General features: G+C 62.2%; 23 protein-coding genes. 12 read left to right on the top strand and 11 right to left on the bottom strand.

What is annotated here, in order from left to right:
• Positions 1-62: 62 nt before the first annotated feature.
• The gene (locus MRBLMS1_RS28795; protein WP_485883774.1) at positions 63-3,401 is read left to right on the top strand and encodes a DEAD/DEAH box helicase; all 3,339 of its coding nucleotides are present in this window, start codon (positions 63-65) and stop codon (positions 3,399-3,401) included.
• 101 nt (positions 3,402-3,502) lie between these two features.
• Here MRBLMS1_RS28795 and MRBLMS1_RS28790 read toward each other — a convergent pair whose 3' ends face one another.
• Both MRBLMS1_RS28790 and MRBLMS1_RS28785 read right to left on the bottom strand, forming a co-directional pair.
• Positions 3,503-4,921: a heavy metal sensor histidine kinase gene (locus MRBLMS1_RS28790; RefSeq protein WP_485883772.1), complete on the bottom strand. Its 1,419-nt coding sequence runs from the start codon at positions 4,919-4,921 to the stop codon at positions 3,503-3,505.
• Positions 4,918-5,628 (bottom strand): heavy metal response regulator transcription factor, encoded by a 711-nt coding sequence (locus MRBLMS1_RS28785; RefSeq protein ID WP_128140556.1) that lies wholly within the window; start codon positions 5,626-5,628, stop codon positions 4,918-4,920. Before MRBLMS1_RS28785 ends, MRBLMS1_RS28790 begins: the two co-directional genes overlap by 4 nt.
• A gap of 142 nt (positions 5,629-5,770) precedes the next feature.
• On the opposite strand from MRBLMS1_RS28785, the gene MRBLMS1_RS28780 reads away from it, so the two are divergent.
• Entirely contained in the window at positions 5,771-6,265 is a 495-nt protein-coding gene (locus MRBLMS1_RS28780; protein ID WP_485883769.1) for a GlcG/HbpS family heme-binding protein, read from the top strand.
• Positions 6,266-6,281: 16 nt separating this feature from the next.
• Complete coding sequence (gene uraH / locus MRBLMS1_RS28775; RefSeq protein WP_034754375.1) at positions 6,282-6,692, top strand: hydroxyisourate hydrolase; 411 nt, start codon at positions 6,282-6,284, stop codon at positions 6,690-6,692.
• Between the two features lie 7 nt (positions 6,693-6,699).
• Here uraH and MRBLMS1_RS28770 read toward each other — a convergent pair whose 3' ends face one another.
• Positions 6,700-7,398: a glutathione binding-like protein gene (locus tag MRBLMS1_RS28770; protein WP_128140559.1), complete on the bottom strand. Its 699-nt coding sequence runs from the start codon at positions 7,396-7,398 to the stop codon at positions 6,700-6,702.
• Between the two features lie 178 nt (positions 7,399-7,576).
• On the opposite strand from MRBLMS1_RS28770, the gene MRBLMS1_RS28765 reads away from it, so the two are divergent.
• Positions 7,577-8,002, top strand: a complete 426-nt coding sequence (locus MRBLMS1_RS28765) for a hypothetical protein (RefSeq protein ID WP_139091988.1) — start codon at positions 7,577-7,579, stop codon at positions 8,000-8,002.
• Position 8,003: 1 nt separating this feature from the next.
• On the opposite strand, the gene MRBLMS1_RS28760 is transcribed toward MRBLMS1_RS28765, so the two are convergent.
• Positions 8,004-9,650 carry a methyl-accepting chemotaxis protein gene (locus tag MRBLMS1_RS28760; RefSeq protein ID WP_485883766.1) on the bottom strand — a complete coding sequence of 549 codons (1,647 nt, stop codon included), beginning with the start codon at positions 9,648-9,650 and terminating at the stop codon, positions 8,004-8,006.
• Positions 9,651-9,962: 312 nt separating this feature from the next.
• Between MRBLMS1_RS28760 and MRBLMS1_RS28755 the strand changes: the two genes are divergently transcribed.
• A complete protein-coding gene (locus MRBLMS1_RS28755; protein ID WP_046683244.1) occupies positions 9,963-10,328 on the top strand; it encodes a hypothetical protein in 366 nt (121 codons plus the stop codon).
• Here the strand turns inward: MRBLMS1_RS28755 and MRBLMS1_RS28750 are convergent.
• Positions 10,322-10,744 carry a hypothetical protein gene (locus MRBLMS1_RS28750; RefSeq protein ID WP_485883764.1) on the bottom strand — a complete coding sequence of 141 codons (423 nt, stop codon included), beginning with the start codon at positions 10,742-10,744 and terminating at the stop codon, positions 10,322-10,324. The two genes, MRBLMS1_RS28755 and MRBLMS1_RS28750, sit on opposite strands and share 7 nt — an antisense overlap.
• 170 nt (positions 10,745-10,914) lie before the next feature.
• Here MRBLMS1_RS28750 and MRBLMS1_RS28745 point away from each other — a divergent pair, with 170 nt between their 5' ends.
• Positions 10,915-11,757: an AraC family transcriptional regulator gene (locus MRBLMS1_RS28745; protein WP_456147997.1), complete on the top strand. Its 843-nt coding sequence runs from the start codon at positions 10,915-10,917 to the stop codon at positions 11,755-11,757.
• A gap of 46 nt (positions 11,758-11,803) precedes the next feature.
• On the opposite strand, the gene folE is transcribed toward MRBLMS1_RS28745, so the two are convergent.
• Positions 11,804-12,370 carry a GTP cyclohydrolase I FolE gene (gene folE, locus MRBLMS1_RS28740; RefSeq protein WP_034754386.1) on the bottom strand — a complete coding sequence of 189 codons (567 nt, stop codon included), beginning with the start codon at positions 12,368-12,370 and terminating at the stop codon, positions 11,804-11,806.
• Positions 12,371-12,446: 76 nt separating this feature from the next.
• A complete protein-coding gene (nudC, locus tag MRBLMS1_RS28735) occupies positions 12,447-13,280 on the bottom strand; it encodes an NAD(+) diphosphatase (RefSeq protein ID WP_485883761.1) in 834 nt (277 codons plus the stop codon).
• A gap of 294 nt (positions 13,281-13,574) precedes the next feature.
• On the opposite strand from nudC, the gene MRBLMS1_RS28730 reads away from it, so the two are divergent.
• From MRBLMS1_RS28730 to MRBLMS1_RS28710, 5 genes are all read left to right on the top strand, one after another.
• On the top strand, positions 13,575-15,908 hold the full coding sequence (locus MRBLMS1_RS28730) for a catecholate siderophore receptor Fiu (RefSeq protein ID WP_485883759.1): 2,334 nt from the start codon (positions 13,575-13,577) through the stop codon (positions 15,906-15,908).
• A 391-nt stretch (positions 15,909-16,299) separates the two neighbouring features.
• Complete coding sequence (locus tag MRBLMS1_RS28725; protein ID WP_128140565.1) at positions 16,300-17,613, top strand: dicarboxylate/amino acid:cation symporter; 1,314 nt, start codon at positions 16,300-16,302, stop codon at positions 17,611-17,613.
• 108 nt (positions 17,614-17,721) lie between these two features.
• Positions 17,722-18,714 (top strand): porin, encoded by a 993-nt coding sequence (locus MRBLMS1_RS28720; RefSeq protein ID WP_485883756.1) that lies wholly within the window; start codon positions 17,722-17,724, stop codon positions 18,712-18,714.
• Between the two features lie 109 nt (positions 18,715-18,823).
• Positions 18,824-20,734: a sensor histidine kinase gene (locus tag MRBLMS1_RS28715; RefSeq protein WP_034754394.1), complete on the top strand. Its 1,911-nt coding sequence runs from the start codon at positions 18,824-18,826 to the stop codon at positions 20,732-20,734.
• Positions 20,727-22,070, top strand: coding sequence for a sigma-54-dependent transcriptional regulator (locus MRBLMS1_RS28710; RefSeq protein WP_128140567.1), 1,344 nt, complete (start codon positions 20,727-20,729; stop codon positions 22,068-22,070). The genes MRBLMS1_RS28715 and MRBLMS1_RS28710 overlap by 8 nt, the downstream gene beginning before the upstream one ends.
• Here MRBLMS1_RS28710 and MRBLMS1_RS28705 read toward each other — a convergent pair.
• Together MRBLMS1_RS28705 and MRBLMS1_RS28700 are read right to left on the bottom strand one after the other, a co-directional pair.
• Positions 22,063-22,809, bottom strand: coding sequence for a metallophosphoesterase family protein (locus MRBLMS1_RS28705; RefSeq protein WP_139091996.1), 747 nt, complete (start codon positions 22,807-22,809; stop codon positions 22,063-22,065). The genes MRBLMS1_RS28710 and MRBLMS1_RS28705 overlap by 8 nt on opposite strands.
• On the bottom strand, positions 22,806-23,360 hold the full coding sequence (locus MRBLMS1_RS28700; protein ID WP_252867081.1) for a GNAT family N-acetyltransferase: 555 nt from the start codon (positions 23,358-23,360) through the stop codon (positions 22,806-22,808). Before MRBLMS1_RS28700 ends, MRBLMS1_RS28705 begins: the two co-directional genes overlap by 4 nt.
• A gap of 189 nt (positions 23,361-23,549) precedes the next feature.
• Between MRBLMS1_RS28700 and MRBLMS1_RS28695 the strand changes: the two genes are divergently transcribed.
• Positions 23,550-24,398: a porin family protein gene (locus MRBLMS1_RS28695; protein WP_456148003.1), complete on the top strand. Its 849-nt coding sequence runs from the start codon at positions 23,550-23,552 to the stop codon at positions 24,396-24,398.
• Between the two features lie 6 nt (positions 24,399-24,404).
• Here MRBLMS1_RS28695 and MRBLMS1_RS28690 read toward each other — a convergent pair whose 3' ends face one another.
• Both MRBLMS1_RS28690 and MRBLMS1_RS28685 read right to left on the bottom strand, forming a co-directional pair.
• Positions 24,405-24,911, bottom strand: coding sequence for a hypothetical protein (locus MRBLMS1_RS28690; protein ID WP_485883752.1), 507 nt, complete (start codon positions 24,909-24,911; stop codon positions 24,405-24,407).
• Positions 24,912-25,059: 148 nt separating this feature from the next.
• Entirely contained in the window at positions 25,060-25,839 is a 780-nt protein-coding gene (locus tag MRBLMS1_RS28685; RefSeq protein ID WP_034754412.1) for an acetoin reductase, read from the bottom strand.
• Positions 25,840-25,955: the final 116 nt, after the last annotated feature.

The following is a 25,955-nucleotide window of genomic DNA, read 5'->3' as shown; positions in this document are numbered from 1 at the left end:
GCAAAACGTGCACCGCGCATACGCTTTACAATCCTCGCTCGCTTTACAAAATATTGGTCATCATGAATCAGGCAGAACAGCAGCGCCTCCTGGCTATCCTGGAGTATTGGCACAAGATCGAATTCTTTATCCCGTTTGACCTGAATCAAATCACGGACGTTGAAGACCAGTCCACCGTGCGTCTCCTGCACCGCGAACAGCTGGCGCAATTGCCGCCGCAGTTCGCCACGCAATGGCAAGTGCCGTCCGACCGCGAGATCGACGGCTACTCATTGTTCCTTGGCGTGTTCGACAAGGCCGAAATCAACAAGGCTTGTCCGCCGGCCACCGGCCCGGAAAACATTGCCGAAACAGAAAAAACAGAGTTGCTGGGACGCTCGTGCTTTGCCCGCCTCAATCTCAACGCGCTGGGCGAGCCGCAGTTCGATCCCGTGTCCGTGTCGACCTTGCCGTGGGCGCTGGGCCGCGCCCGCACGCCGGACTGGTCGGGCTTGAGCCTGGATGCGTTCAGCGACAGCCAGCTGGCGCTGCAAGACAGCCTGCGCAACTTCGCGGCCAGCCGCACGCCACAGCAAGTGACGGACGAGGCGGGCAATGTCTCGTCTCCCCTGTCCGGTATGGAAATCGCGGCCCTGGCCGACCTGTTGCGCGACTGGGCCGGCTTCCACCCGTCGGCCGGCCAGCCGCTGGCCGTGCTGGAACTGCGCACGCGCAAGAAACGCGCAGCGGTCACGGAAACCGATGCGCTTGAATCCAGCCAGAACCGCAGCCTGGACTTTGGCGACGCGGTGGAACCATCGATCGATATCCTCAACAGTTTTTACCTCGATGATCTGGAACAGATCATTCGCGCCTTGCGTGGCGGCAAGTTACCGGCGACGGTCGCCGCCTACCTGACGCCGCTGGCACAGGATGAGCGCATCGACCTGTACAGCCCGGCCGGACGCCAGGCGCTGGCCGCCATGCTCAATCCAGGCAATATGAACCGGGGACACTGGCTGGAAGACGCCAGCTACGCCATGAGCCTGATGCAGCAGTTCGCCATCCACGGCGCGCGTACGGGTTTGAGCGAACGGGGCATCTTTTCCGTCAATGGCCCGCCGGGCACAGGCAAGACGACCTTGTTGCGTGAATTGTTTGCCGACAACATCGTGCGCCGGGCCAGCGTGCTGTCCTGCCTGGACCGCGCCGGCGACGCCTTCATCGGCAAGGTGGCCGTGGCCTTCGAAGGCGTGCGCGACCCGATCACCATCGCCCGCTTGCGTCCGGAACTGACGGGCTTTGAAATGGTCGTCGCTTCGTCGAATAACGCGGCCGTGGAAAACATTTCCGGCGACCTGCCAAAACCGAAGCAGCTGGGCAAGGAATGGGCGCGCACGCGCTACTTTGAAAGCGTGGCGCGCCGGGTCGTGGCCGATGGCAATGGCGCCAACCGCGCCCTGGGCGAAGCGGAAGCGCCATGGGGCTTGATGTCCTGCGCGCTGGGCAATAGCGCGAACCGCCGCCGCTTCGTCAGCAATTTTTATGACGACGACTGGGACAAGACCACGGCGCGCAAGACGCCGAATGCGCAAAATATCCGCCAGTGGCTGGCCAGCCACCAGGGCGTGAGCTTCGCGCAGGCCGCGCGCGAATTCCGCGAGACGGAACACGTGGTGGAAAAGGCGTTGGCCGAGCACGCCCAGTACGCGGCCCTGTGGCAAGCTGTGGGCACGTGCACGGAAGCCGAATTCATCCACAGCAGCCAGCAGGCGCTGATCGCTGCCGAGCAGGAAATGGATGCGGCGAATGGCGCCCTGTCCGACGCGCTGGCGCAGCAAGACACCCTGCTCGCCAGCAAAAAGGAATTGCTGGAAGAAGAACGCCTGGTGGCGCTGACACAGCCCGGTTTCTTTGCCCGCCTGTTCCGCACGGCACCGGCCCGCGCCTACAAGGAAGCGGTCGTGGCCAATGCCGAAGCGCAGCGCCAGGCCGCGCGCGACGTGTCCGCCATCAAGCTGCTGCTGAAGGGCGAGCTGGAGCCGCGCTGCGAACGTGCCCGCAACAGCCTGCACATTGCCCTGCGCACGGCGCAATCGCGCCAGCGCGAATGGGATGACAGCACGGAACTGTTGCGCCGTGCGCGCATGCGCTTCCCCACCATCGCCGCGCCGGCGACCCTGGACGAGCTGGACGGCGACGCGCTGCAAATTGGCGGCCTGTGGCATGAACCGGCCCTGGCGCGCCTGCGCTCGCGCCTATTCGCCAAGGCCCTGGCCCTGCATGAAGCGTGGCTGGCGGAAGTGGCAAAGAAAGGCGGACCCGGCTTTGGCGGCAACTTGCTGGCCGTGTCGAAATTGCTGAAAAACAAGCGCGCCTACGACCAGTCGCATATCGCCATGGTCTGGCACAGCCTGTTCATGGTGGTGCCCGTCGTGTCGACAACGTTTGCCTCGTTCGCGCGCCAGTTCCAGGGCATGGGTCCCGAATCGCTGGGCTGGCTGTTCATCGATGAAGCGGGCCAGGCCGTGCCGCAAGCGGCGCTGGGCAGCTTGTGGCGCGCCAAGCGCGCCGTCGTCGTGGGCGATCCGCTGCAGATCGAGCCCGTGTTCACGGTGCCGGGCCGCCTCGTGCAAACCTTGTCCGCCCTGTCGCCGCACACGCAGGATGGCAGTTATGCGCCAACCTCCGTTTCCGTGCAGACACTGGCGGACAAGGCCAACCGCTATGGTGCCGTCGTCGGCGCCGGCAGCGCACAGCCCTTGTGGATAGGCAGCCCCTTGCGCGTGCACCGCCGCTGCGTGGAGCCGATGTTCTCGCTGGCCAACAGCATCGCCTACGAAGACAAGATGGTCTATGGCTTGAGCGAGCGCACGCCGCCGGCCGGCGCGCGGGGTCTCACGAAAGGCCCCAGCTGCTGGATCGATGCCATCGGCGCCGTCAGCTACAAGCAGGTCGTGCCTGTGCAACTCGATTTCGTGCTGGAAGTGCTGCTGAAACTGTACCGCCGCGACGGCAAGCTGCCCGACATGTATGTGATTACGCCATTCAAGGCCGTGCGCAACGAATTGCGTTCGCGCATCGTCGACATGGACTGGGACCGCCGCCTCGGCTACGGTAAGGCGCCGACGGCGCGCGAGTTGCGCCAGTGGAGCAGCCAGATGGTGGGCACCGTGCATACCTTCCAGGGCAAGGAGCAAAGCGTGGTGATGCTGGTCCTCGGCGCCGACGACAGCACGGTGGGCGCCGCGCAGTGGGCGGCTGCCACGCCCAACTTGCTCAATGTCGCCCTGACGCGCGCGCAGCACCATGTGTACATCGTCGGCAACCCGCTGCTGTGGGGGCAATTGCCGCATTTCGCGCCGGCGTGCGCGCAATTGCCGCATACGGGCATGCATGAGTTTTTGGTGGAGATGGGTTGACGGCCCCATGACCATGCTTTACGGCGTAGGTCGGATTAGGTCCGCAGGACCGTAATCCGACAATATGGTTGGCGCATGATGTCGGATTACGCGCTTGCGCGCTAATCCGACCTACAGTCCTCGAGCGGAAACACTAAAGTGAACGTCGTGGCGGCCGCATCGGACGCCACGGTCGCGCTGCCGCCATGCAACTGCATGATGGCTGTGACGATGGCCAGGCCCAGGCCTGTGGAAGCGGCCGAGTCGCTGCGGGCCGGATCGGCGCGGTAGAAACGCTCGAACAGGTGCGGCAAGTGGCGCGCGGGGATGGCAGGGCCGAGGTTGCTCACGCTCAGTTCCACTCCCTCGTTCGTCGCATGCGAACGCAGCAGTATCGTGCTGCCCGGCGCCGCGTGGCGGATGGCGTTCGACAGCAAATTACCGAGCGCACGGCGCAGCAGTTGCGGCTCGGCCGTCACATTGCCGCTGCCGTGGCAAGCCAGCGCCAGCTCGCGCTCTTCGGCCAGTCCCTCAAAGAAATCGGCCAGGCGCAAGAATTCGTCCTGCACGGGCAGGACTTGCTTGACGAGCACCATTTCATCCTGCTGCGCGCGCGCCAGAAACAGCATGCTGTCGATCATGCGCGACAGCCGTTCCAGCTCTTCCACATTCGACGACACCAGCTGTTCATATTCTTGCGCGCTGCGCGGGCGGGCCAGCATGACCTGACTTTGCCCCAGCAGATTGGTGACGGGCGTGCGGAATTCATGCGCCAGGTCGGCGGAAAATTGCGACAGCCGCGCATAGCCTTCCTGCAGCCGCGCCAGCATGGCGTTCAGGGCGTGGATCAGCGGCAAGAGTTCCGTCGGCGCGCCGCGTGCATCGAGTTGCTGCTCCAGCTTGCCCGGCCGCACGAGGGCCGCATGGGCGGCGATATTGCGCAGCGGCCGCAGTCCCCGCAGCAGCATCAGGCTCGCCAGCAGCGCCGCCACCAGCGCGCTGACGGCCACCGAGACGACGATCTGCCAGCGGTAGGCGGCAAACATGGCCGTGCGGTCGCCATAGACCCGGGCGACGGAAATGTCCGCCATCTGCGCCGGGTCGCCGATGCGCGCGCTGGCCGCCACCACGCGTGCGGGATAACCGTCGCGGCTGGTCCAGCTGACGATGTCGCTGTCCGTCACGGGCGCATCGACGGCCACGGGCACAGGATGCGCCACCGCCTCGCCGTTCGGGTTGACATCGATCAAACGCGTGCCATCGGCGCGCACGATGCGCACCAGGGAATTTTCTTGGCCGCTCATGGTGTCGCGGAAATACTGGGGCCGCTCGCGGATGATGTCGAGGGTGCCCGCATTACCCAGCAGCTGCTGGATCTGCCGCAGTTTACCCAGCAATAATATGTCGTCGCGGCGCTCGATTTCCGCCACAAAAGAGCGGTATAAATGCATGCCCAGCCCGGCCGACACGAGCGCCACGATCAGCACGAAGACGAGCGTGACGCGCAGGGTCAGCGAGCGGCGGAGTTGCGCCAGCTTCATGCGGCCGCGCCACTGTCAGGTGCGGCAGGCGCGCGCAATTCGCAGACATAGCCCATGCCCCGCAAGGTGTGGATCAGCTTGGGCTCGAAGGGATCGTCGAGCTTGCTGCGCAGGCGACGGATGGCCGCGTCGATGACGTTGGTGTCGCTCTCGAAATTGATGTCCCACACTTGCGAGGCGATGATGGAACGCGACAACACCTCGCCCTGGCGCCGCGCCAATAAATGCAGCAAGCCGAATTCCTTCGCCGTCAGGGTGATGCGCTGGCCTTGCCGGCTGACCTTGCGCTTCATCACGTCGATTTCCATGTCGCCGATGCGGATGACGTCATCTTCGCGCGGCGGCCCGCGCCGCAGCAGGGTGCGGATGCGCGCCACCAGTTCGGCAAACGCGAACGGTTTCACCAGGTAATCATCGGCGCCCAGCTCCAGCCCCTTGACCCGGTCCTGTACTTCGTCGCGCGCCGTGAGGAAGATCACGGGCACGTCCGCTCCGCCCTCCTGCAAGCGCAGCGCGCGCAAGACTTGCCAGCCGTCCATGATGGGCAGCATGACGTCGAGCACGATGAGATCGGGTGACTCCGTACTTGCCATGTGCAAGCCGTCGCGGCCATTGCGCGCCAGGCTCACCGTAAAGCCGGACTCGGCCAGGCCGCGCAGCAGATAGTCGCCCGTCTTCGGTTCGTCTTCAATGACCAGGATGCGCATGGGTAGGGGCTTTCTTGTGGGAAGTTGAACCATTTTACGCCGCGTGCAAACCGCTGCGGATGATAAAAATGTCATGCAGCGATCATCTTCTCGTAGGGCAACACTGGCCATACTGGCGTCACTTTACTCAACGGACAGCCACATGAAAACCCTGTTACTCGGCAGTACCCTGCTGTGCCTGCTGGCCAGCCCAGCCCACGCTCAGCTGCGCAAGGTCGATGACCTCTCGCTGACAGCGGCCAACAAGCTGGCCGACGCGGCCATGGCCGCATGCCAGGCGCAAGGACGGCACATCGTCGTCACCGTGCTCGATCGTGGCGGCAATATTGTCGCCGTGCAGCGCGCCGATGGCGTTGGGCCGCACAACACGGATGCCAGCCGGCGCAAGGCCTACACAGCCCTGTCGACGAAAAACGATACCCAGGCGCTGGCCGTGGCCGCGCGCGGCAATCCCGACATGGCCAATTTGACGACCGTGCCGGAACTGTTGCTGCTGGGCGGCGGCCTGCCCTTGCGAGCCAAGGGCGAAGTGGTCGGCGCCATCGGCGTGGCCGGAGGCGGCGGCGCCCTGCAAGACCGCGCCTGCGCCCATGCCGCCCTGGCCGCCATCCCTGAACTCGATTCCCCTACCCTTTAAACTGAAAGATACGACGATGAGCACACTGAAACAAATCACCGCCGCCCTGGCCTTCGCCAGCCTGTCCAGCATGGCCCTGGCCGCCGCCAATCCCTTGAGCGTGCACATTCTCGACTTGCAGAGCGGACAGCCGACGGCCGGCGTAACGGTCACCCTGGAGCAAAAGAACGGTGAAGGCTGGCAACAACTGGGCAGTGCCGTGACGAATGCGCAGGGGCGCATCGCGGCCATGTATCCGGTGGATGCGCCCATGCAGGCGGGCGACTACCGCATCGTGTTCAAGACAGGCGAGCACTATGCACGCCTGAAACAGGAAACTTTTTTCCCGGAAATCCCCGTGCAATTTCATGTGGAAAAGACTGACCAGCACTATCACATTCCCTTGCTGCTCAGCCCTTTCGGCTTTTCCACTTACCGGGGCAATTAACCGTTGATCAGGCTACCGTCTTCGCCGTCTGCCCGAACAGCACGCTTTTCGCGTCGCCGCTGACGGTCGGCTGCACATTGATTTCCGCCGCTCGCGCATACGCGCGCACGGTGGCGGGACGGGCGGCAATGGCCGCGAACCAGCGCGCCAGATGCGGGAAATCTTCCAGCTTCTGGCGCTGGCGTTCGTGCGGCACGATCCACGGGTAGATTGCCATGTCGGCGATGGAATAGCTGTCGCCTGCCACGAATGCACGGTCCGCCAGGCGCTTGTTCAGCACGCCGTATAGCCGGTTCGTTTCGTTGACGTAGCGCGTGATGGCGTAGTCGATCGGTTCGGGCGCATATTGCACGAAATGGTGGTTTTGCCCGGCCATGGGGCCCAGGCCGCCCATTTGCCAGAACAGCCACTGCATGACTTCGGCACGTCCCCGCACGTCGGCCGGCAGGAATTGCCCGCTTTTCTCAGCCAGGTATTGCAGAATCGCACCCGACTCGAACAGCGACAGCGGCGCGCCGCCATCTTCCGGCGCCTGGTCGACGATGGCGGGGATGCGGTTATTCGGCGCGATGGCGAGAAACTCGGGCTTGAACTGCTCGCCCTTGCCGATATGCACGGGAATAAGGTTGTAGGGGATGCCCGCTTCTTCCAGGAACATCGTCACTTTGTGCCCGTTGGGCGTGGTCCAGTAATACAGGTCGATCATCGTGGTCTTTCCAGGTAGATAAGTAGGGGCAGGCGAACTTGGCATAACTATTGTCGCGCCGCAACTGATATGCATGGATATAATGCCACGTAAGCGAAAAACAAGGCGGCGCAAGCACCCACTCGCGCCGTTACGCAGGCATCCCGACATTCCCGAGCACAAACAAAGAAAGCCGACCATGCGCAAACTCCTGATCGTCACGCTGTCCGTCCTGCTGTCAGGCTGTGTCCAGGACTTCGCCATCTACATGTTCGATGGGCAAGACCATTCCCTGACCGTGCGCCGCCAGCAACGTTATTTTTGGCAAGATACCGTGGAAGTGCAGCTAATGGCGACGAATCTGCCGCAATGCCAGCGCCTGCATACCCTGTCGACGGATGCGCCGGCCGACGTCACCGTCGAGCTGTTCGCGGCCGGCGATGGCATCTGGAATATCCGCATGGGCAAGCAGTTGTGGCAGGCGGAAACGAATACCTGCAATGAGCTGACGGAAATGGAAAACGACCCGAAAGCCGACCTGGGCCAGCCGGTCGGGCAATTCGTGGTCGTCGATGACAAGCTGGAATTCGAACCGGCGCCGCCAGCGGCGGCACCAGCCCAGTAAATCAGCGCGCCGCCAGGCTGCGCAGCGGCTTTTTCGCCACGGCGCGTGGCGCGCCAGTCGAAGTGGCCGCCAGGCGCGGCGCCGTGCCCGATTCCTGCGCCGACAGTTTGAAACGCGCCACCAGTTGCGCCAGCACGGCCGCCTGGTCCTGCATGCTCGACGCTGCCGCCGCCGCCTCTTCCACCAGTGCCGCATTTTGTTGCGTCACGCTATCCATTTCCGTGATCGCCTGGTTGACGTGGCCGATGCCCGTGCTTTGCTCGTGCGACGCGGCCGTGATGTCGGCCATGATGTCGGTCACGCGCGAAACGGAAGCGACCACCTGATCCATGGTCGTGCCCGCCTGTGCGACGAGCGTGCTACCGGCCGCGATGCTGTCGACGGAAGCGCCGATCAGCTCCTTGATTTCCTTCGCCGCACCGGCCGAGCGCTGGGCCAGATTACGCACTTCAGATGCCACGACGGCAAAGCCGCGGCCCTGTTCGCCAGCGCGCGCCGCTTCCACGGCCGCGTTCAAGGCCAGGATATTCGTCTGGAAGGCGATGCCATCAATGACGCCGATGATGTCGACGATCTTGCGCGACGAGGCGTTGATGGTGTCCATGGTGCCGATCACTTGCGCCACCACGGCACCGCCCTGGCGTGCCACGGCGGAAGCGGACTGCGCCAGTTCATTTGCCTGCACGGCGTTGCCCGCGTTTTGCGTCACGGTCGAGGTCAATTCCTCCATCGAGGCAGCCGTTTCTTCCAGCGAGCTGGCTTGCATTTCCGTGCGCGCCGACAAGTCCATATTGCCGCTGGCGATCTCGCTCGACGCCGTGGCGATCGTCTCGGCGCTATGGCGGATTTCGCTGATCGCATCGACCAGGTTGGTTTGCATGGTTTTCATCGCATACAGCACGCTGTGGCGATCGTTCGCATGCGTACGCACGACGCCGCTCAAATCGTTATTCGCGATCTTTTCGGCCACGTCGGCCGCATACTCGGGATCACCGCCCAGCGCATGGCGCAAGCTACGGTTGATCACCACGACGACGGCGGCCAGCAGGCCGCATACGAGCACCAGCACGCCCAGCGAGGTCAGCAGCGACTGGCGGAAGGCCGCGTCGATATCGTCCATGTACACGCCAACCACGATGGTCCAGCTCCACGGCTTGTAGGCCACTACGCGGCTCATCTTCGGTTCGGGGGTCTTCTGGCCGGGGCGGGGGAAATAATAGTGGACGAAGCCCTTGCCCGTATCGCTCTTGCCGACGGCCACGATGTCGCGGTACAGATAGGTGCCGTTGGCATCCTTGAAGTCCGACATGTTCTTGCCATCGGTTTGCGGCGCGGCAGGATTCATCACGACGACGGCGTCGAGGTTGATGATGGACAAATAACCGGTCTCGCCGAAACGCATGCTCTTGATGACGGCCGTGGCCTGCTTTTGTGCTTCTTCCTTCGTCAAGGCGCCGCTGGCGGCCAGGTCGCCGAACATCTTGACGGCGCCCAGGCCCAGGTCGGCGGCATTGCTCAGGTCGGCGCTGCGTTCTTCGATGCGGATCTTGCGCACTTCCAGGGCGTTATAGACAAAAATAACGGTGATGCACAACAGGCTGCAAATCAGGGGAATCCATAACTTCTGCTGGAACGTCAATTTCTTCATGCTGTGTCTCCAACTATCTATGTGCGGCGAAAGGCGTGGTCCGCTTCCAGCCCGGCAGGCCAGGAATGCGGCGGCGACGGTGCTCGGACGGCACCGTTCAGACGACACCAGCATACGCTTGAAATACCGATATTTACAATGCTGGAAAGCAATGATTTTTGCCGGGTGTTGTTAATGCGTTGCGACAATTGATGAGAATTGATGCTGCATTGCAGTAAAAAAGCATGCAGATAGGGGGCGGCAAGGCAGGCGGGGGTGGCGTGCCTGTGTCAAAATGCAGCCCGGATATACGATGAATCACGAAAGCACAGCATGACCAAGAATGAAGCCATGAAACGCATCAACGACCGCCTGGGCAAACCCACCTTGACGGACAAGAACACGCATTTTGCCAGCGTCGCCAGCTATGGCACGGACGAAGGCTGGTGGCTGAAGATCCCCTTCCTGACCTTCAAGCAGGAATTGCATTTTATTCTCAACAATGAGAAAACGAAAAGCTTCCAGCACCTGAAAATCGGCGCCAACCAGATCCTCAGCCCCGGCATGAAATTTCGCAGCACGGGCGGCGCCGCCGACGCCTTCATGTCGGCCTCGGCGCCGAAGCGCCTGGTCGACTTGCTCGACGGCGGCAGCAAGTACAACTTCACCAAGCATTTTATTAACGATTATCGTTACTGATGCGCGGCCGTGCCGCCGTCGGCTGGCGGCAGCCACGCCTTGATCAAATGCTGGGCGATGTCGAGCGCGTCGTCGCGGCTGATGCCGAAATGCAGGGGGTAACCCCAGAACTTGCCGAACATCACGGCAAAAGCCTTGCCGGCCAGGCGCTTGGCGGCGCTCGGTTCGACCAGCACCATGCCCTGGATATAGGCGCGGATGGCCGCCTTGTTCTGCTTCATCCAGAGTGACGCCCGCTTGCGCTCTTCCTGCGGGTGTTCATGCCCATCCTCGTCAAAGCCTTCCTCGCTGAGAATGACAAACGCCTGGCGGCGCGCCAGCAGCGCGTCAAACTGGGCAAACAGAATATCGGGCTGGGCAGGCGCTGCCTCGCGGCGCATCCAGACGAGGGGAAAAGCGGATAGATCAAGCTGCATGATGATGACTCCTTCAAGGGGTTGCCGTTCCTCCTTACCTTCATCAGAACACTGGCGGCGGCGGTTGCCGTTGAAGCGGGGCTGCGGATGCCCATACGATAGCGCTGGCGGTGCTGTGCGTCATTGCATAAAATAGCCACAATATTATTCAATCCAGCCAAAGTGTTCTCATGCCCCATCCCCTCTTGCCCAGTGTGCTGACGGCCCAGCTGGGCCTGGACCCTGGCGCCTCCCTCATGGATTTCGACATCGATGGCGTGTTGCGTCCGCTGCTGGCCGTGGGCCTGGCCAGCGTGTCCGAGGAGGCGGAGCAGGCGCCGCACCAGCACCGCAAGGGGCAGTTGCTGTATGCGACGCGGGGCGTGATTCATTGCGAGGTGGACAGCGGCGTATGGATCGTGCCGCCCCAGTGCGCCGTGTGGATACCGGGCGGCCTGATGCATTCCGCGCAGGGCGTGGGTGAGGCCCAATGTTATTGCCTGTTTGTCGAGCCGGCCATGGCGCCGGCCTTGCCCACCGTCTGCTGTACCGTCGCCGTTTCGCCCCTGCTGCGCGAACTGATCGCCAAGGCGGCCAGTTTCCCCACCCTGGCCACGCTGCATGGCGCGCAGGAACGCCTGGTGCTCACCCTGCTCGATGAACTCGCGGCCGCGCCCGTGGAAGACTTGCATCTGCCGATGCCACGCGATGCGCGTTTGCGCCGCCTGGCCGCCCTGCTGCTGGCGCAGCCCGCCGATAAAAGCACCCTGGCCGAGTGGGCCAGCCGCATCGGCATGAGCGAACGCAGCATGACCCGGCAGTCACTGGAGGAACTGGGCATGAGCGTGGGCCGCTGGCGCCGGCAATTGCACGTCATCCTGGCCTTGCGGCGCATGGCGCAAGGCCACAGCGTGAAGGCGGTGGCGCTGGAACTCGGTTATGAAAACACCAGCGGTTTCGTCACCATGTTCCGCAAGGCCGCGGGCAAGCCGCCGGCGCGCTACCTGGCGGAACGGGAATCGGGAAGAACATGAAAAAAGGCGGCATCTGCCGCCTTCGTCAAGCATCGCCGCTGAACAATCAGCTTTCGCGCGCCAACGCCAGAAATTCCGTGCGCAGCGCCAGGTTCGGCTGCATCTCGCCCAGCATGGCCGAGGTGATGGTTTCTTCGCCCGGCGTACGGATGCCGCGGCTTTCCATGCACAGGTGGCGGCAGCGTACGACCACGCCCACCGATTTCGGTTCCAGCACTTCCATCAGGGCATTGGCGATCTGCATCGTCATGCGTTCCTGCACTTGCAGGCGCTTGGAGAAGCAATCGACGAGGCGCGTCAATTTCGACAGGCCGACGATCTTGCCGTTGGGCACGTAGCCGATGGTGGCCTTGCCGAAAAACGGCGCCAGATGGTGTTCGCAATGGCTGTAGACGGGAATCCCGCGCACGACGATGAGCTCGTTGTACTGTTCCGCGCCATCTTCAAAGGCCTTCAGCAAGTCCACCGGATCCTGGCCATAACCGGACGTCCAGTGCTTCCACGCCTTGGCCACGCGCGCAGGCGTTTCCAGCAAGCCGGGACGCTGCGGATCTTCGCCAAAGCTGCTGATCAGCCGGCGCCAGTCGTTTTCGGAGAATTCTTCTTGAGACATGCTACACCACCCTAAAATTTTCAATTGCCGCCAGTATATAGAAAATGCGGCAGGCTGCCCGAGCAGCCCCGGCTTTCTATGCCGTTGGCGGACGGTGAGCGCCGACCAGCAACGCGGAAATCGACACGCTCGAACTCGCTTCCGGCCACGCATCGCCGGGACCGAACCAGCGCGCTTCGGCAATCTCGTTCTCGTCGAGGCGGATCTCGCCATCGAGGTAATCGGCCGTAAACGCGATCATCAGCGAATGGGGAAACGGCCAGGACTGGCTCATGAAGTACTGCAGGTTGTGCACGCGCAAGCCCACCTCTTCCATCACTTCGCGGTGCACGGCTTCCTCGATCGATTCGCCCGCTTCCAGGAAGCCGGCCAGCGGGCTGAAGCGCTGCGATGGCGAGTGCTTGTGCATGGCCAACAACACCTGCTCGCCCTTGCGGATGAGTACCATCATGGCCGGCGAAATGCGCGGATACGCGAGCATGCCGCAGGCGGCGCAGGTGAAACAGCGTTCGCCGCGCGTGCGCTGCATGGGCATGGCGCACACGCCGCAATGGCGGTGCGTGCGCGCCCACTCGGCCAGTTGCACGGCGCGGCTGGCCAGACCCAGGAAAGCGTCGTCGACGGCATTGAACAGCGAGCGCATGCCGTGCCAGGCCAGGCCGGCACCCGGTGGCAACTCTTCGTCGGTCCAGACCGTCTGGCAATAGCGGCCCTGCCACAAGCCCACGGGCTGTGCGCGGCTCAGATCGATATCGAGCGCGGCCGCCTCGGCGGCCGTGGGCAGGGATAACTCGGGCGTACGCAACAACAAACGCCCGCGGTGAAAGACAAACGTCAGCGTATCCGTGGCGGACGGGGCCGGTTCGGGCGCATCGATCAGGGGGACAAAGGCATCGGGAGTCTGCAGCATTCTGAAAGGAAATTTGTAAAGGTTGCTCATCATACTCCCGCCGGCGGACGCTTGCGCGCATAGCAGCGGCCAGGCCGCAAAGCAAGCATTCATCAGCCATGACAGTGTTTTTTTTGCGGCACGCCCAATCCGTTGCGTAAATGATACTGATAACGATTCTCATTTACGAAATAGCGCCCAGTTATTACAATGTGGCCTATTCCGTCTCCATCGCCAGCCACTTGCCCGCGTGCCCAAGCACTGCGGCGCAGAGCCAGCCAGGAACCACTACCCTGACCTTTTCGAAAGAGCAAGATGGCAATCAAGAGCCGCAAACACGCCCCCACCCGTTTCAACCAGCACATCGGCGCCGCCCTGGCCGTGATGCTGCTGCCCGTCGCCGCCCAGGCGGCCGACCCGGCCGGCCAAAGTGCCCCGGCATCGCAGCAAATGCTGAACGAAGTCAAGGTCATTGGTTCCAAGGAAAATGATTTCAAGGCCGAAAAAGCCTCGTCGCCTAAATACACTGAAGAGCTGGTCAATACGCCGCAAACCATCGTCGTGATCAAGAAGGAATTGATCGAGCAGCAAGGTGCGCTGACCCTGACGGACGCGCTGCGCAACACGCCAGGCGTAGGTACTTTTTTCCTCGGTGAAAACGGCAACACGAACACGGGTGACGCCGTCTACATGCGCGGTTTCGATTCGTCGGGCAGCATCTATGTCGATGGCGTGCGCGACGTGGGCTCCATCTCGCGCGACGTCTTCAACATCGAACAAATCGACGTGCTGAAGGGCCCGGCGGGCACGGACAGCGGCCGCGGTTCGCCGACCGGCTCGATCAACCTGGTCAGCAAGACAGCGACCATGGAAAACAAATTCAATTCGCTGCTGACGGCGGGCAGCGGCAAGCAGAAACGCGCCACGGCCGACTGGAACCGCATCCTCGACAGCGACTCGGGCACGGCATTGCGCCTGAACCTGATGACGCAGGACAGCGGCAACCCGGCGCGCGATGAAGTCAAGAACAAGCGCTGGGCCTTCGCGCCCACCGTCACCTTCGGCATCGGCAAGCCGACGCGCATCACGGCCAGCTACCTGCATGTGGACCAGGACAACGTGCCCGACGGCGGCGTGCCGACCATCGGCTTGCCAGGCTACTCGACGCCGGACGTCCCGACGAAGGAGCAACCGGTCATCCGCACCTTCCTGAACAGCGCAGCCAAGGTCGATCCAAAGAATTTCTACGGTTCCACTGCGGACTACGACAAGATCAAGGCCGACATGGGCACCTTGCGCATCGACCATGATTTCTCGCCAACCGTGCAGATACAGAACACCACGCGCTACGGCAAGACCAAGCAGGACTACCTGCTGACGGCCTTCATGGGCAGCATGGCCAACCTGAAGACACCGGTCACCACCGATCCTTCGACCTGGACCCTGGCGCGCTCGCTGCGCACCGTGAAAGACCAGGAAAACACGATCCTGACCAACCAGACCGTGGTCAGCGCGCAATTCGACACGGGCGTGCTGAAGCACTCCCTGGTGGCCGGCGCCGAGTTCACCAGCGAAAAACAGACCAACTACAGCTATGTGCCCGCCACCTTGGGCACCTTGCCGGCAGCGAACCTGTACAACCCGAATCCGCGTGACCCGGTCACCGGTCGCAACCCCGTGCGCAGCGGCGCCTTCACCGAAGGCGAAGTCAACACGCAAAGCCTGTATGTGTTCGACACCATCAAGTTCGGCGACAAGTGGCTGTTCAACGGCGGCGTGCGTTTCGACCATTTCAACACCACGTATGATGCAGTTGCTCTGCAAGGGGCCGTGACCGCGCCCGCGGTACAGCCATTGCCAGTGGGCACGCCGATTCCCACCCATTTGACCCTGAGCGACACCTTGGCCAACGGCAAGATCTCGGCCATGTACAAGCCGACGCCGGACAGCAGCGTGTACGCCTTGCTGGCCACGTCGAAAGCGCCACCGGGCGTCAACTTCGCCCTGAGCGCCGCCGCCAACAGCGCGCAAAACCCGAACTATGATCCGCAGGAAACCATTACCAAGGAAATCGGTACCAAGTGGGACTTCCTGAAGCAAAAACTGTCGCTGTCGGCCGCCGTCTACCAGACCACGGTCAAGAATGAAGTGGAACAAGATCCCGTGATCGCGACCCTTTATTACCAGACCGGCAAGAAGCGCGTGCAAGGCCTGGAACTGGGCGTGGTGGGCGAGATCATGCCGAACTGGCTGGTCAGCGCCGGCTACACGCGCATGAATACCAAGGTCGAGTCGAACAAGGTCTTCACGGCCAGCGGCGACAAGAACCTCACTTACACGCCAAAACAGGCGTTCACCAGCTGGACCTCGTACACCCTGCCGTTTGGCCTGAAGATCGGCGGCGGCGCGCGTTACGTGGGTGAAATGCTGCGCGGCACCGATGGCGCCGTCGGCACGCCGGCACGCGTGGATGCCTACTGGGTCTTCGACGCCATGGCAACGTATCCGGTCAACAAGAACCTCGACTTGCAGCTGAATGCCTACAACCTGGCCGACAAAACCTATGTGGCGGCCATCAACAAGTCCGGCTTCCGCTACACGCCAAGCCAGCCCCGTTCGTTCAGCCTGACGGCCAATATCAAGTTCTAACATCAATAGAACCGCATTGCGCACCATCGAGCCCCTCTTCGGAGGGGCTTTTTTATTGTCCTGATAATCTTGTCTTTTTGACGCACCGCCGCCCATCCGCCCAGCCGCGACTAGCGTATGAAAAGTCATACAGCGATGGCCCGCCGCGTCCAATATTTCGCGCAAGCACGCGAAGTTGCAACATCCTGACAACAAAAAAGCTTCCTTAAATCAACAACTTAAGAAGTTATGCGCCAAATGCCAATTTCAGGCATATCCTTTGCTATGTACAGGTTTTGCTGCAAATAATCGCTAGCACGCAAGGGCTTGTTTTTGAGAAATATTGACTCCAAGCTTGAGTTGCTCGCTATCAATAATCCGCTCACAGCGGCGTTTCACCGGAGGAGTCAAAATGAAAAAGAAACGGCCATTAACCCTGTACATCCTGATTGCCATGGTCCTCGGCATTATTGTCGGCTATGGATGCAACACCGCTTTCCCTGATGCCAAGCTCAGCGCTCAGATCGCTGGCAATATTTCCATCGTCACCGACGTCTTCCTGCGCCTGATCAAGATGATCATTGCGCTGCTGGTGTTCTCGACCCTGACGGTCGGTATCGCCCACATGGGCGACGGCAAGACGGCCGGCCGCATCGGCCTGAAAGCCATGTGCTGGTTCGTCGTTGCCTCGCTGGTCTCGCTGGCGCTGGGCATGGTGCTGTCGAACCTGATGCAGCTGGGTACCAACCTGGGCTTGCCATTGCCGGATGTACACGCTTCGACGAATTTGAAAACGGCCGCCTTCACCTTGAAAGATTTCTTCACGCACCTGGTGCCGAAGTCGCCGATCGAGGCCATGGCCAACAATGAAATCCTGCAAGTGCTGGTGTTCTCGATCTTCTTCGGCGGCGCACTGGCCGGCCTGGGCGAATCGGGCAAGACCCTGACGGCCGTCGTCGACCAGCTGGCACAAGTCATGCTGCGCATCACCGGCACCATCATGAACCTGGCCCCGTTGGCCGTGTTCGCCGCGATGGCTTCCGTCATCACCACGCACGGCCTCGGCGTGCTGGTCACGTTTGCCAAGTTCATGGGTGGCTTCTACCTGGGCCTGATGTGCCTGTGGGCACTGCTGATCGGCGCCGGCTTCATCGTCATCGGTCCGCGCGTCTTCAAACTGGTCGGCCTGATCCGCGAACCGTTCCTGCTGGCATTCTCGACGGCCAGCTCGGAAGCGGCCTATCCAAAACTGCTGACGGCGCTCGACCAGTTCGGCGTGGACCGCAAGATTTCCAGCTTCGTGCTGCCGATGGGCTACTCCTTCAACCTCGATGGCTCGATGATGTACTGCACCTTTGCCGTGCTGTTCATCGCGCAAGCCTACGGTATCGACCTGTCGATCGGCACGCAGATCACCATGCTGCTGCTGCTGATGCTGACCTCGAAAGGCATGGCCGGCGTACCGCGCGCCTCGCTGGTGGTGATTGCCGCTACCCTGAACCAGTTCAATATTCCAGAAGCGGGCTTGCTGCTGCTGATGGGCGTCGACCAATTCCTCGACATGGGCCGTTCGGCCACCAACGCGGTCGGCAATGCCGTCGCCACGGCTGTCGTCGCCAAGTGGGAAGGTGGCCTGGCCACCGAGGAAGAAGCAGCCGCGGCCAACGCGGCCAGCCAGAACACGGAAAGCCATTGGGGTGAAGCGGATCACGCTAGCAAAGCCTGATAGCGCCATGGCCCGCCACAAGCGGGCCATTTATTTGTTGTCCATGTTGAGTAACAAGCAGTCAGGTAGTGCGATCAGTAGTCATTCCAACTTATTAGAGAGATTTTCATGAAAAAAGTCCTGTTTACCCTGCTGACCCTCGGCGCAGCCTCCACCGGCGCCATGGCCCAATCGAGCGTGACCGTCTACGGCGTGGCTGACGCCGGCCTGGTATTCGACAAGGATGCGGCCGGAGACCGCCTGAACCGCGTCGCTTCCGGCGTCGCCTCGGGCTCGCGCATCGGCTTCAAAGGCAAGGAAGACTTGGGCGGCGGCCTGGCCGCTACCTTCGTGCTGGAAAGCGGTTTCAATATCGATACCGGTACCTCGGGCCAGGGCGGCCGACTGTTCGGCCGCCAGGCGTATGTGGGCCTGACCGGCAGCGCCGGCGCCCTCACCCTGGGCCGCCAATATACGCCGTACTACCTGGCCCTGCGCGACGTGGCCGATCCGTTCGTCATCGGCCTGGCCGGCACGGCATCGAATCTGATGGCGACGAATTATCGCATCGACAACATGGTGCAATACAGCACGCCGACCTGGAGCAAGCTCTCGGCCGACCTGGCGTATGGTTTTGGCGAAGTCGCCGGCGACAATTCGAAAAACCGCAGCATGGGCGGCGCCGTGCATTACATCGACGGCCCGCTGAACGTGACCCTGACGCATCACCGCCAGGAAAATGCGCTGGCGACCCAGCAAACGCGCAACACCCTGCTGGCCACACGCTACGACTTTGGCGTGGTGCAAGGTAACTTCGGCTACGCCGACAACCGCGCCCTCGACAACAGCAAGAGCAACGACATCCTCGTCGGCTTCAGCGCACCGTTCGGCGCCGCCAAGCTGGTCGCGTCGTACATCCGCCACAACGACAAGAGCAATGCCAACCGTGATGCCCAGCAGTGGGCCATAGGCGCCTTCTACGCCCTGTCCAAGCGCACCGACCTGTACACCGGTTACGGCCACATCAGCAATAAAAATGGCGCCACCTACACCGTCGGCAATGCCACGGACGATGGCACCGGTAATAGCGGTTTCAACTTAGGTATGCGTCATACGTTCTAATCGCGGCTAGTTTCAGCGCAGGCCGCCGGATGCACATCCGGCGGCTTTTTTATTTCCGTGATTACTTAAATGCGATACTGTGGGTTCTTGCAAGTTGGCAGCTGATTTTATGAATAGCAGTACTACCAAACCCTCCCTTTCCTGGCGCCAGCGCCTGTCGCAACGGTCGGGCCGCGAAACGCTGGCCTGGGGCGTGGTGCTGGCCGCCTGTCTGGCCACCGTCTGGCTCGTGTATTTCTGGACCGAACGTATCGCCATCGGCAAGCTGCAGGCCAGCGGCGCGCAGCGCCTGGAAGTGTATGTCAGCAGCCTTGAAAATGCGCTGGAAAAATACGACTTCCTGCCCAAGACGCTGGAGCTGAACCGCGACGTGATCCGCCTGCTGCAGCACCCGGAAGATCCGGTACTGGTCGATACGGTCAACCATTACCTCGAGCAGATGAATGCCCAGGCGAAATCGTCGACCATTTTCATCAGCAACCTCGATGGCAACACGCGGGCCGCCAGCAACTGGCAGCAGCCCGACAGCTTTATTGGCGACAATATCTCGTTCCGCCCCTACGCCCAGGATGCGCTGCGCGGCACGCCGGGCCGCTTCTATGGCGTGGGCACGACACGGCTGGAACCAGGTTACTTCTTTGCCCACGGCATTTACCAGAATGGCCACATGCTGGGCCTGGCAACGGTGAAGGTGAACCTGGAAACCCTGGAAAAACGCTGGGTGCAAGGCGCCGACAAGGTCATGCTGGCCGACGAGCACGGCGTCATCTTCCTCAGCTCCATGGCGGACTGGAAGTACAAGACCCTGGCGCCGCTGTCGCCCGCCATCGTCGAAGAACTCAACCGCACGCGCCAGTACTATTCGAAGCAGCTGGCCGCCATCCCTTTCGTTTCCGACCGCCAGCTGGGCAATGGCGCCCGCGTGATCAGCGTGCGCGAGCAGGAACACGCCGACACGCCGCCGAAGATCAGCTCCAGCGTCATGACACAGATCAAGCTCAAGTCGCCGCAAGGCTGGACTTTCATTTATTTGTCCGACCTGGCTCAGGCCAAGGCCAGCGCGCGCGCGGCGGCCGCCTTCTCGTGCGTGCTACTGGGCTTTTTCATGCTGCTGTTCTTTTACCTGCGCCAGCGCCGCGCGGCCGTGGCGCAAAAATTGCGCGCCCGCGAAGACTTGCAGCATGCCTATGATAACCTGGAAGCCATGGTCGAGGAACGCACGTCGGAACTCAATGCCATGACGCAAAGCCTGAGCCAGGAAATCGAGGTGCGCAGCAAGGCCGAGCAAAAGCTGCACATCACGCAAAACGAACTGTTCCAGGCTGGCAAGATGGCTGTGCTCGGGCAAATGTCGGCCAGCATCACGCATGAACTGAACCAGCCGCTGACGGCGCTGCGCACCATGTCCGACAACGCCGTCATCCTGCTCGAGCGGGGGCGGCTCGACGATGCGCGGCGCAACCTGGCGAAGATATCGCAAATTGCGGCCAGGATGGGGACCATTACGGGCCAATTGAAGATTTTTGCGCGCAAGTCGACGACCAGCCTGACCTCCGTGTCTATCCCCACAGCGATCAGTAATGCCCTGTTCCTCGTCGAACGCCGATTGCAGGTGGAAAATGTGCGTTTTACTTTGCAACTGCCGCCCGAAGACATCTTCGCCATGTGCGAAAGCAACCGCTTGGAACAGGTGCTGGTGAATCTGTACGCCAATGCGCTTGACGCCATGAATGGCAGCGACGTGCGCAGCCTGCGCGTGTCCGTCGAATGCACGCCCGAGCATGTGCTGATCCACGTGGCCGACACGGGACCGGGCCTGTCGACGGAAGTGTATGAACACCTGTTCGAACCATTCTTCACGACAAAACCGCAAGGCCTGGGCCTGGGCCTGGGACTGGCCATTTCCGAACAGATCACGCGCCAGTTCGGCGGCGTGCTGCGCGCCGAAAACGCCCCCGGCGGCGGCGCCATCTTCACCATCGAACTACAGATAGCAACGCAGGAGGAAAAACATGTTTGACGGCTTGAAGGTCTTGCTGGTCGAAGACGACCCCACCGTACGCGAAGGCAGCGAGCAGGCATTGCAACTGGCCGGCCTGGACGTGCTGGCCTTTCACTCGGCCGAGCTGGCCTATAAACTGCTGACGCCCGATTTCCCCGGCATCGTCGTGAGCGACGTGCGCCTGCCCGGCATGAGCGGCCTGGAATTGCTGCAAGCGGTCAAGACGCTCGATGCCAACCTGCCCGTGATCCTCGTTACAGGCCATGGCGACATCACCATGGCCGTGCATGCCATGCGCACAGGCGCCTATGATTTCATCGAAAAACCGTATTCGTCCGACCAGCTGGTCGACGTCATCCTGCGTGCGCTGGAAACCCGGCGCCTGACCCTGGAAGTGCACAGCCTGCGCCGCCAGCTCGAGGACGGCGGCGGCATCGAAGCGCGGTTATTGGGAAATTCCGTGGCGATGCGCGACATACGGCGCTTGATACTCGACGTAGCCGACGAACCGGCCGATGTGCTGATCTATGGCGATACGGGCACGGGCAAGGAAATGGTGGCCCGCTGCCTGCACGACTTCAGCCACCGCCGCAAGCACAATTTCGTCGCCGTCAACTGCGGCGCGATTCCTGAAAGCATATTCGAGAGCGAAGTCTTCGGCCACGAACCGGGCGCGTTTACGGGCGCGGCCAAGCGGCAGGTGGGCAAGATCGAGCACGCGGACCAAGGCACTTTCTTCCTCGACGAAATCGAAAGCCTGCCCCTGTCGCTGCAAGTGAAATTGCTGCGCGTGCTGCAGGAACGCTATATCGAACGGCTCGGTTCGAACGTGGCCACGCCCGTCGACGTGCGCGTCATCGCGGCGGCCAAGCTGGACCTGGAAGACTTGTCGCAGCAGCAAAAATTCCGCAGCGACCTGTACTACCGCTTGAATCTGATCGTGCTGCACCTGCCGCCGCTGCGCGAGCGGCGCGAGGATATTCCCATCCTGTTTGAACACTTCGTGCTGGCCGCCGCCGCCCGCTACAACCGCGCCGCGCCCGTCGTCTCGAGCGCGCAGATGCGCAACCTGATGGCCCATTCCTGGCCCGGCAATGTGCGCGAACTGCGCAATATCGCCGACCGCTTCGTGCTCGGCATCGCCGGTGGCGCCTCGAGCCTGCTGGCGAGCGGCCAAGCCAGCCCGCTGTCGCTGGCGGAGCAGGTGAACGGCTTCGAACGCGCATTGATCGAGCAGGAACTGCGCGCATATGCGGGCAACGTCAGCGAAGTGAGCGCGGTGCTCGGCTTGCCGAAACAGACTTTGTACCACAAGATGCAGAAGTACAACTTGGTGGCGGAAGAGTTCAGGTAAGCACGCCAACCCGGCCCGTGCGCAAGGGCGTGGCCCAGTCGGGCCGGCCGTTGGCCAGCGCCAGCCGGGCCGCCTTTTCCCAGTCATATTCCACGGCGTATAACTGCGCCGTCCAGCGGCCATCGGCGCCCTGTTCGGCAATCGCATAGCGCGCATGCGGCGTGCCGTTTTCCATCACGTGCGGATAACCATGGTCGTCGTCGTAGGCTTGCAAGCCGACGCTGCCCGGGTTGACGATCATCCGCCCATCATTCAGGCGTACCTGGCGCGGCATGTGCGTGTGGCCGCACAGGATCAACGCGGCGTCGGCCTCACCGGCACGTTCGGCCACTTCTTGCGGCGTGGCGGCGCGGCTGCCTTGCGGCGTGACGCTGTCGAGAAAATACACGAGGTCGCTGGCGGGCGTGCCATGCACGAGCAGCACATCGTGTCGCAGGCGCAAGGTGGCGGGCAGTGCCGCAATCCAGTCCAGTTGTTCCGGCAGCAGTTGCGCGCGCGCATAGGCGTCCGACACACCCATGCGGGCCGGATCGCCCAACAGCTGGCGCTCGTGGTTGCCGCGGATGGTGGGCAGGCCGAGCGCCATCAGGCGCGCCGCCGTGGCGCGCGGCTGCAGATGGCCCGAGACGATATCGCCAAGGTTGACGGTCACATCCACGCCACGCCGGGCGATGTCGGCCAGCACGGCGTCAAGCGCTTCGAGGTTGCCGTGGATATCGGATATGGCGGCGATTCTCATGTTCCCTCCTGTGCACACCATTCTGCGCGCGTCAGACGATACAAGCAATGCGTGCGCAATGCGTGTCCTGGCGCCAGGGCCGGATGCTCGAAAGTGTCCACATCGCGACGCATGCCCAGGCGCGCCATCAGCGTGCTCGAGCGCAAGTTGGGCAGCGCCGTGAACGCGACGATTTCCGGCAGCTGCAAGCGCGCAAAACCTGCCTGCAGGGCGGCCCGTGCGGCTTCCTGTGCATAACCTTGCCCCCAGTAATCGAATGCCAGGCGCCAGCCGATTTCCACGCACGGCGAACATGGCAGTTGCACAGCAGGAATATGCAAGCCCGTCATGCCGATGAGGGCATCGTTTTCTCGCAAAGCCACGGCCCACAAGCCCCAACCCCGCTCGGCGATCAGGCCGCTGCAGCGCTTCGCCATGATGTCGCTGGCCTCGCGCGACAGGGCCGCAGGAAAATAGGCCATCACGCGGGGATCGGCATTCAGCGCCGCGAACGGCGCGAAGTCGCTGTCGCGCCATTGCCGCAGTACCAGACGCGGCGTCAGCAGTTCCATGATTTCCTGCATCGTTGACATCCCTTCATTACCAGTTTTTACAGTTGCTTGACCGGCGGTAGGACAAGTCCGACGGCAATTTGCGCCGTGCGGCTACGTGATCTAAATGTAACAATTGCTACCATTTCCTCATTGCACTGCCGCCCAAAGCGTCGCGACAGTTTTCACTTTATTTTGAGGAGTTGCCCCATGTCTGCCATGTCCGTGTCCACCCGCCTGTCCCCACCCCGCCCGCACCACCTCGCCTTGCGCGGCGCCATGATGCTGGGCGTGCTGGGCATCGCCACGGCGGCCGCCACTGCACGGGCCGAGCCATCTCCCACTCTGGATCGTGTCAGCATTTCAGTAGGCGCCTTTTCCGCCGATCCGCGCATCAATATCGGCGCCGACACGCAATTTGGCCGCATCGACGCGCCCGAATCGAAGCCTGGACACACCACGATTCCCCGCGTAAAAGCGGACTTGCTGATCGGCGACCGCCATGGCCTGGCCTTCGATTACTACCGCTACGACAAATCCTACACGCCCACCTTGACGGGCGAAACCATCATCAATGGCCAGCCCGTGACGGGCACGGCCACGGCGAATGCCGATCTGAAGCTGGACCTGGCCAAGCTGGCGTATAAATGGTGGCTCGGCAGCGGCAACGACACCTTTGGCATCGGCCTGGGCGCCGCCTACTACCATGCCAACCTGAAAGGCACGGCCACCGGCGTCGTCAATGGCGAAACGGCCACGGCGCGCGATTCCATCGGCGAGCACGCGTTTGCACCGCTGCTGGAAGTGGGCTGGCGCCATGCCTTCACGCCGGACTTGCGCATGTATGCGGAAGCGTCGGGCATCAAGAAAAACGGCGGACGCATCAACGGTCACATCTACGGCGGGAATGTCGGAGTGGAATGGTTCCCGTTCAAAAATATCGGTTTCGTGGCCGATTACGGCATCTCGAAAATCAAGCTGCACCGCGACAGCGAACGCGATGCCGACCTGAACATCCGCCTGACGGGACCGTCGGCGTATGTGAAAGTACGCTTCTAATCCAGCTCAGGCCGCCGGTTTCAGCAACGTCAGCTGAAACTGCGGCAAGTCCGGATCGTCATAGGCCTCGATCCTGGCAAACGGCAGGCGCGCAAACGCCTGCCGCCAGAACGCGCAGGCGGCGGCATCGGCGCGGAACGTCGCCACCATCCACGTTTGCTCGCTGCCCAGCAGCACGCGCCGGACCACTTCCAGCGCCAAGCCCCGGCGCCGGTACTTATTCAAAATAAAGAAATCGCTGAATTCCTGCACCGGCAGCTTGCCCGCCATGCCGGGCTCGGTGATGAAAAAACCGGCCAGCGCACCGTCGACCTCGATCCAGACGGCCGTATGCCCGGGCGCATGCACATACTCGGCCAGCCCGGCATCGCACACGTCGTAGCGGCCATCGGCCAGCACGTCTTCGCCGCTCCAGGCGGCGTTGTCGTAACAGTACAGCTGGAACAGCTGCGCCAGCGCCCTTTCTTCGCCGGGGGCAACGGCGCGTAATGTCATGTTCTGGGCTATCGGCATGGTCCGTCTTTCCGCCGCATGGCGTCGCTGAAATGACGAGTGTAGCACCACGTCACTCCTCCCTCCGCCCTGTCGGGGAAGCCCAGAAGAGGACCCTGAAACGCTATCTGCAGGGCAAGGACGGCCCGCTGCATCCCCGTTCATGGCATCAACGGTACACCAATCCCCCATCGATCAGCGGCGCCTGGCCCGTCATGTAATCGGCATCGGGCCCCGCCAGGAAGGAGACGAGCCCTGCCACGTCGTCCGGCGTCTCGGCGCGTCCCAGCGCGATGCCGTCCACATATTTTTTATACGTCGCGCCCAGCTCGGCGCCCGTCACTTCGGCCATGCGCTTGTCGATCTCGGTCCACATGTCCGTGCCGACGACGCCAGGGCAATACGCGTTGACGGTGATGCCGTCGGCCGCCAGTTCCTTGGCGGCCGCCTGCGTCAGCGCGCGCACGGCAAACTTGGTGGCCGAGTACACGCCCAGCAAGGCAAAGCCGTCGTGCCCGGCGATGGAGCAGGCATTGATGATCTTGCCCTTCTGCTTGCGCTTCTTGAAGGTCTTGGCGGCCGCCTGGATGCCCCAGAGCGTCCCTTGCACATTGATGCGCATGATGCGGTCGACCTCTTCCGGCGTGACGTCGAGCAGCGGCTGCACTTGCGCGATGCCGGCATTGTTGACGATGATATCGAAGCCGCCCAGCTCCTGCTCGGCAAACGCCACCGCTTCGGTGACCTGAGCGAGCTGCGACACGTCAGCAATGAAAGTGACGGCGCGGCGGCCCAGCGCACGCACTTCGGCGGCGGCCGTGTCGAGCTTTTCCTGGTTCAAATCCACCAGCGCGATATCGGCGCCATCCTTGGCCAGGCGCAAGGCGATGGCCTTGCCGATACCTTGCGCGGCACCTGTGACCAGCGCGACTTTTCCGGAAATACCCATGCTGCGTTCCTTTCAGAGTAGTGAGAAGAGACGCTTCAGCCTACCTGAATTTCGTCTTTTTCCGCGCTTTGAAACGTGCGCGCCCGGAAAAAGCGCACAGGTCAAGAAAGGAGAAA

The sequence above is a fragment of the Massilia sp. LMS1-1-1.1 genome, assembly GCF_040815535.1.
Classification (GTDB): Bacteria; Pseudomonadota; Gammaproteobacteria; order Burkholderiales; family Burkholderiaceae_D; genus Janthinobacterium; species Janthinobacterium aestuarii.
The sequence above is the reverse complement of the archived record's forward strand: the minus strand, read 5'-3'. Positions and strand labels throughout refer to the sequence as shown.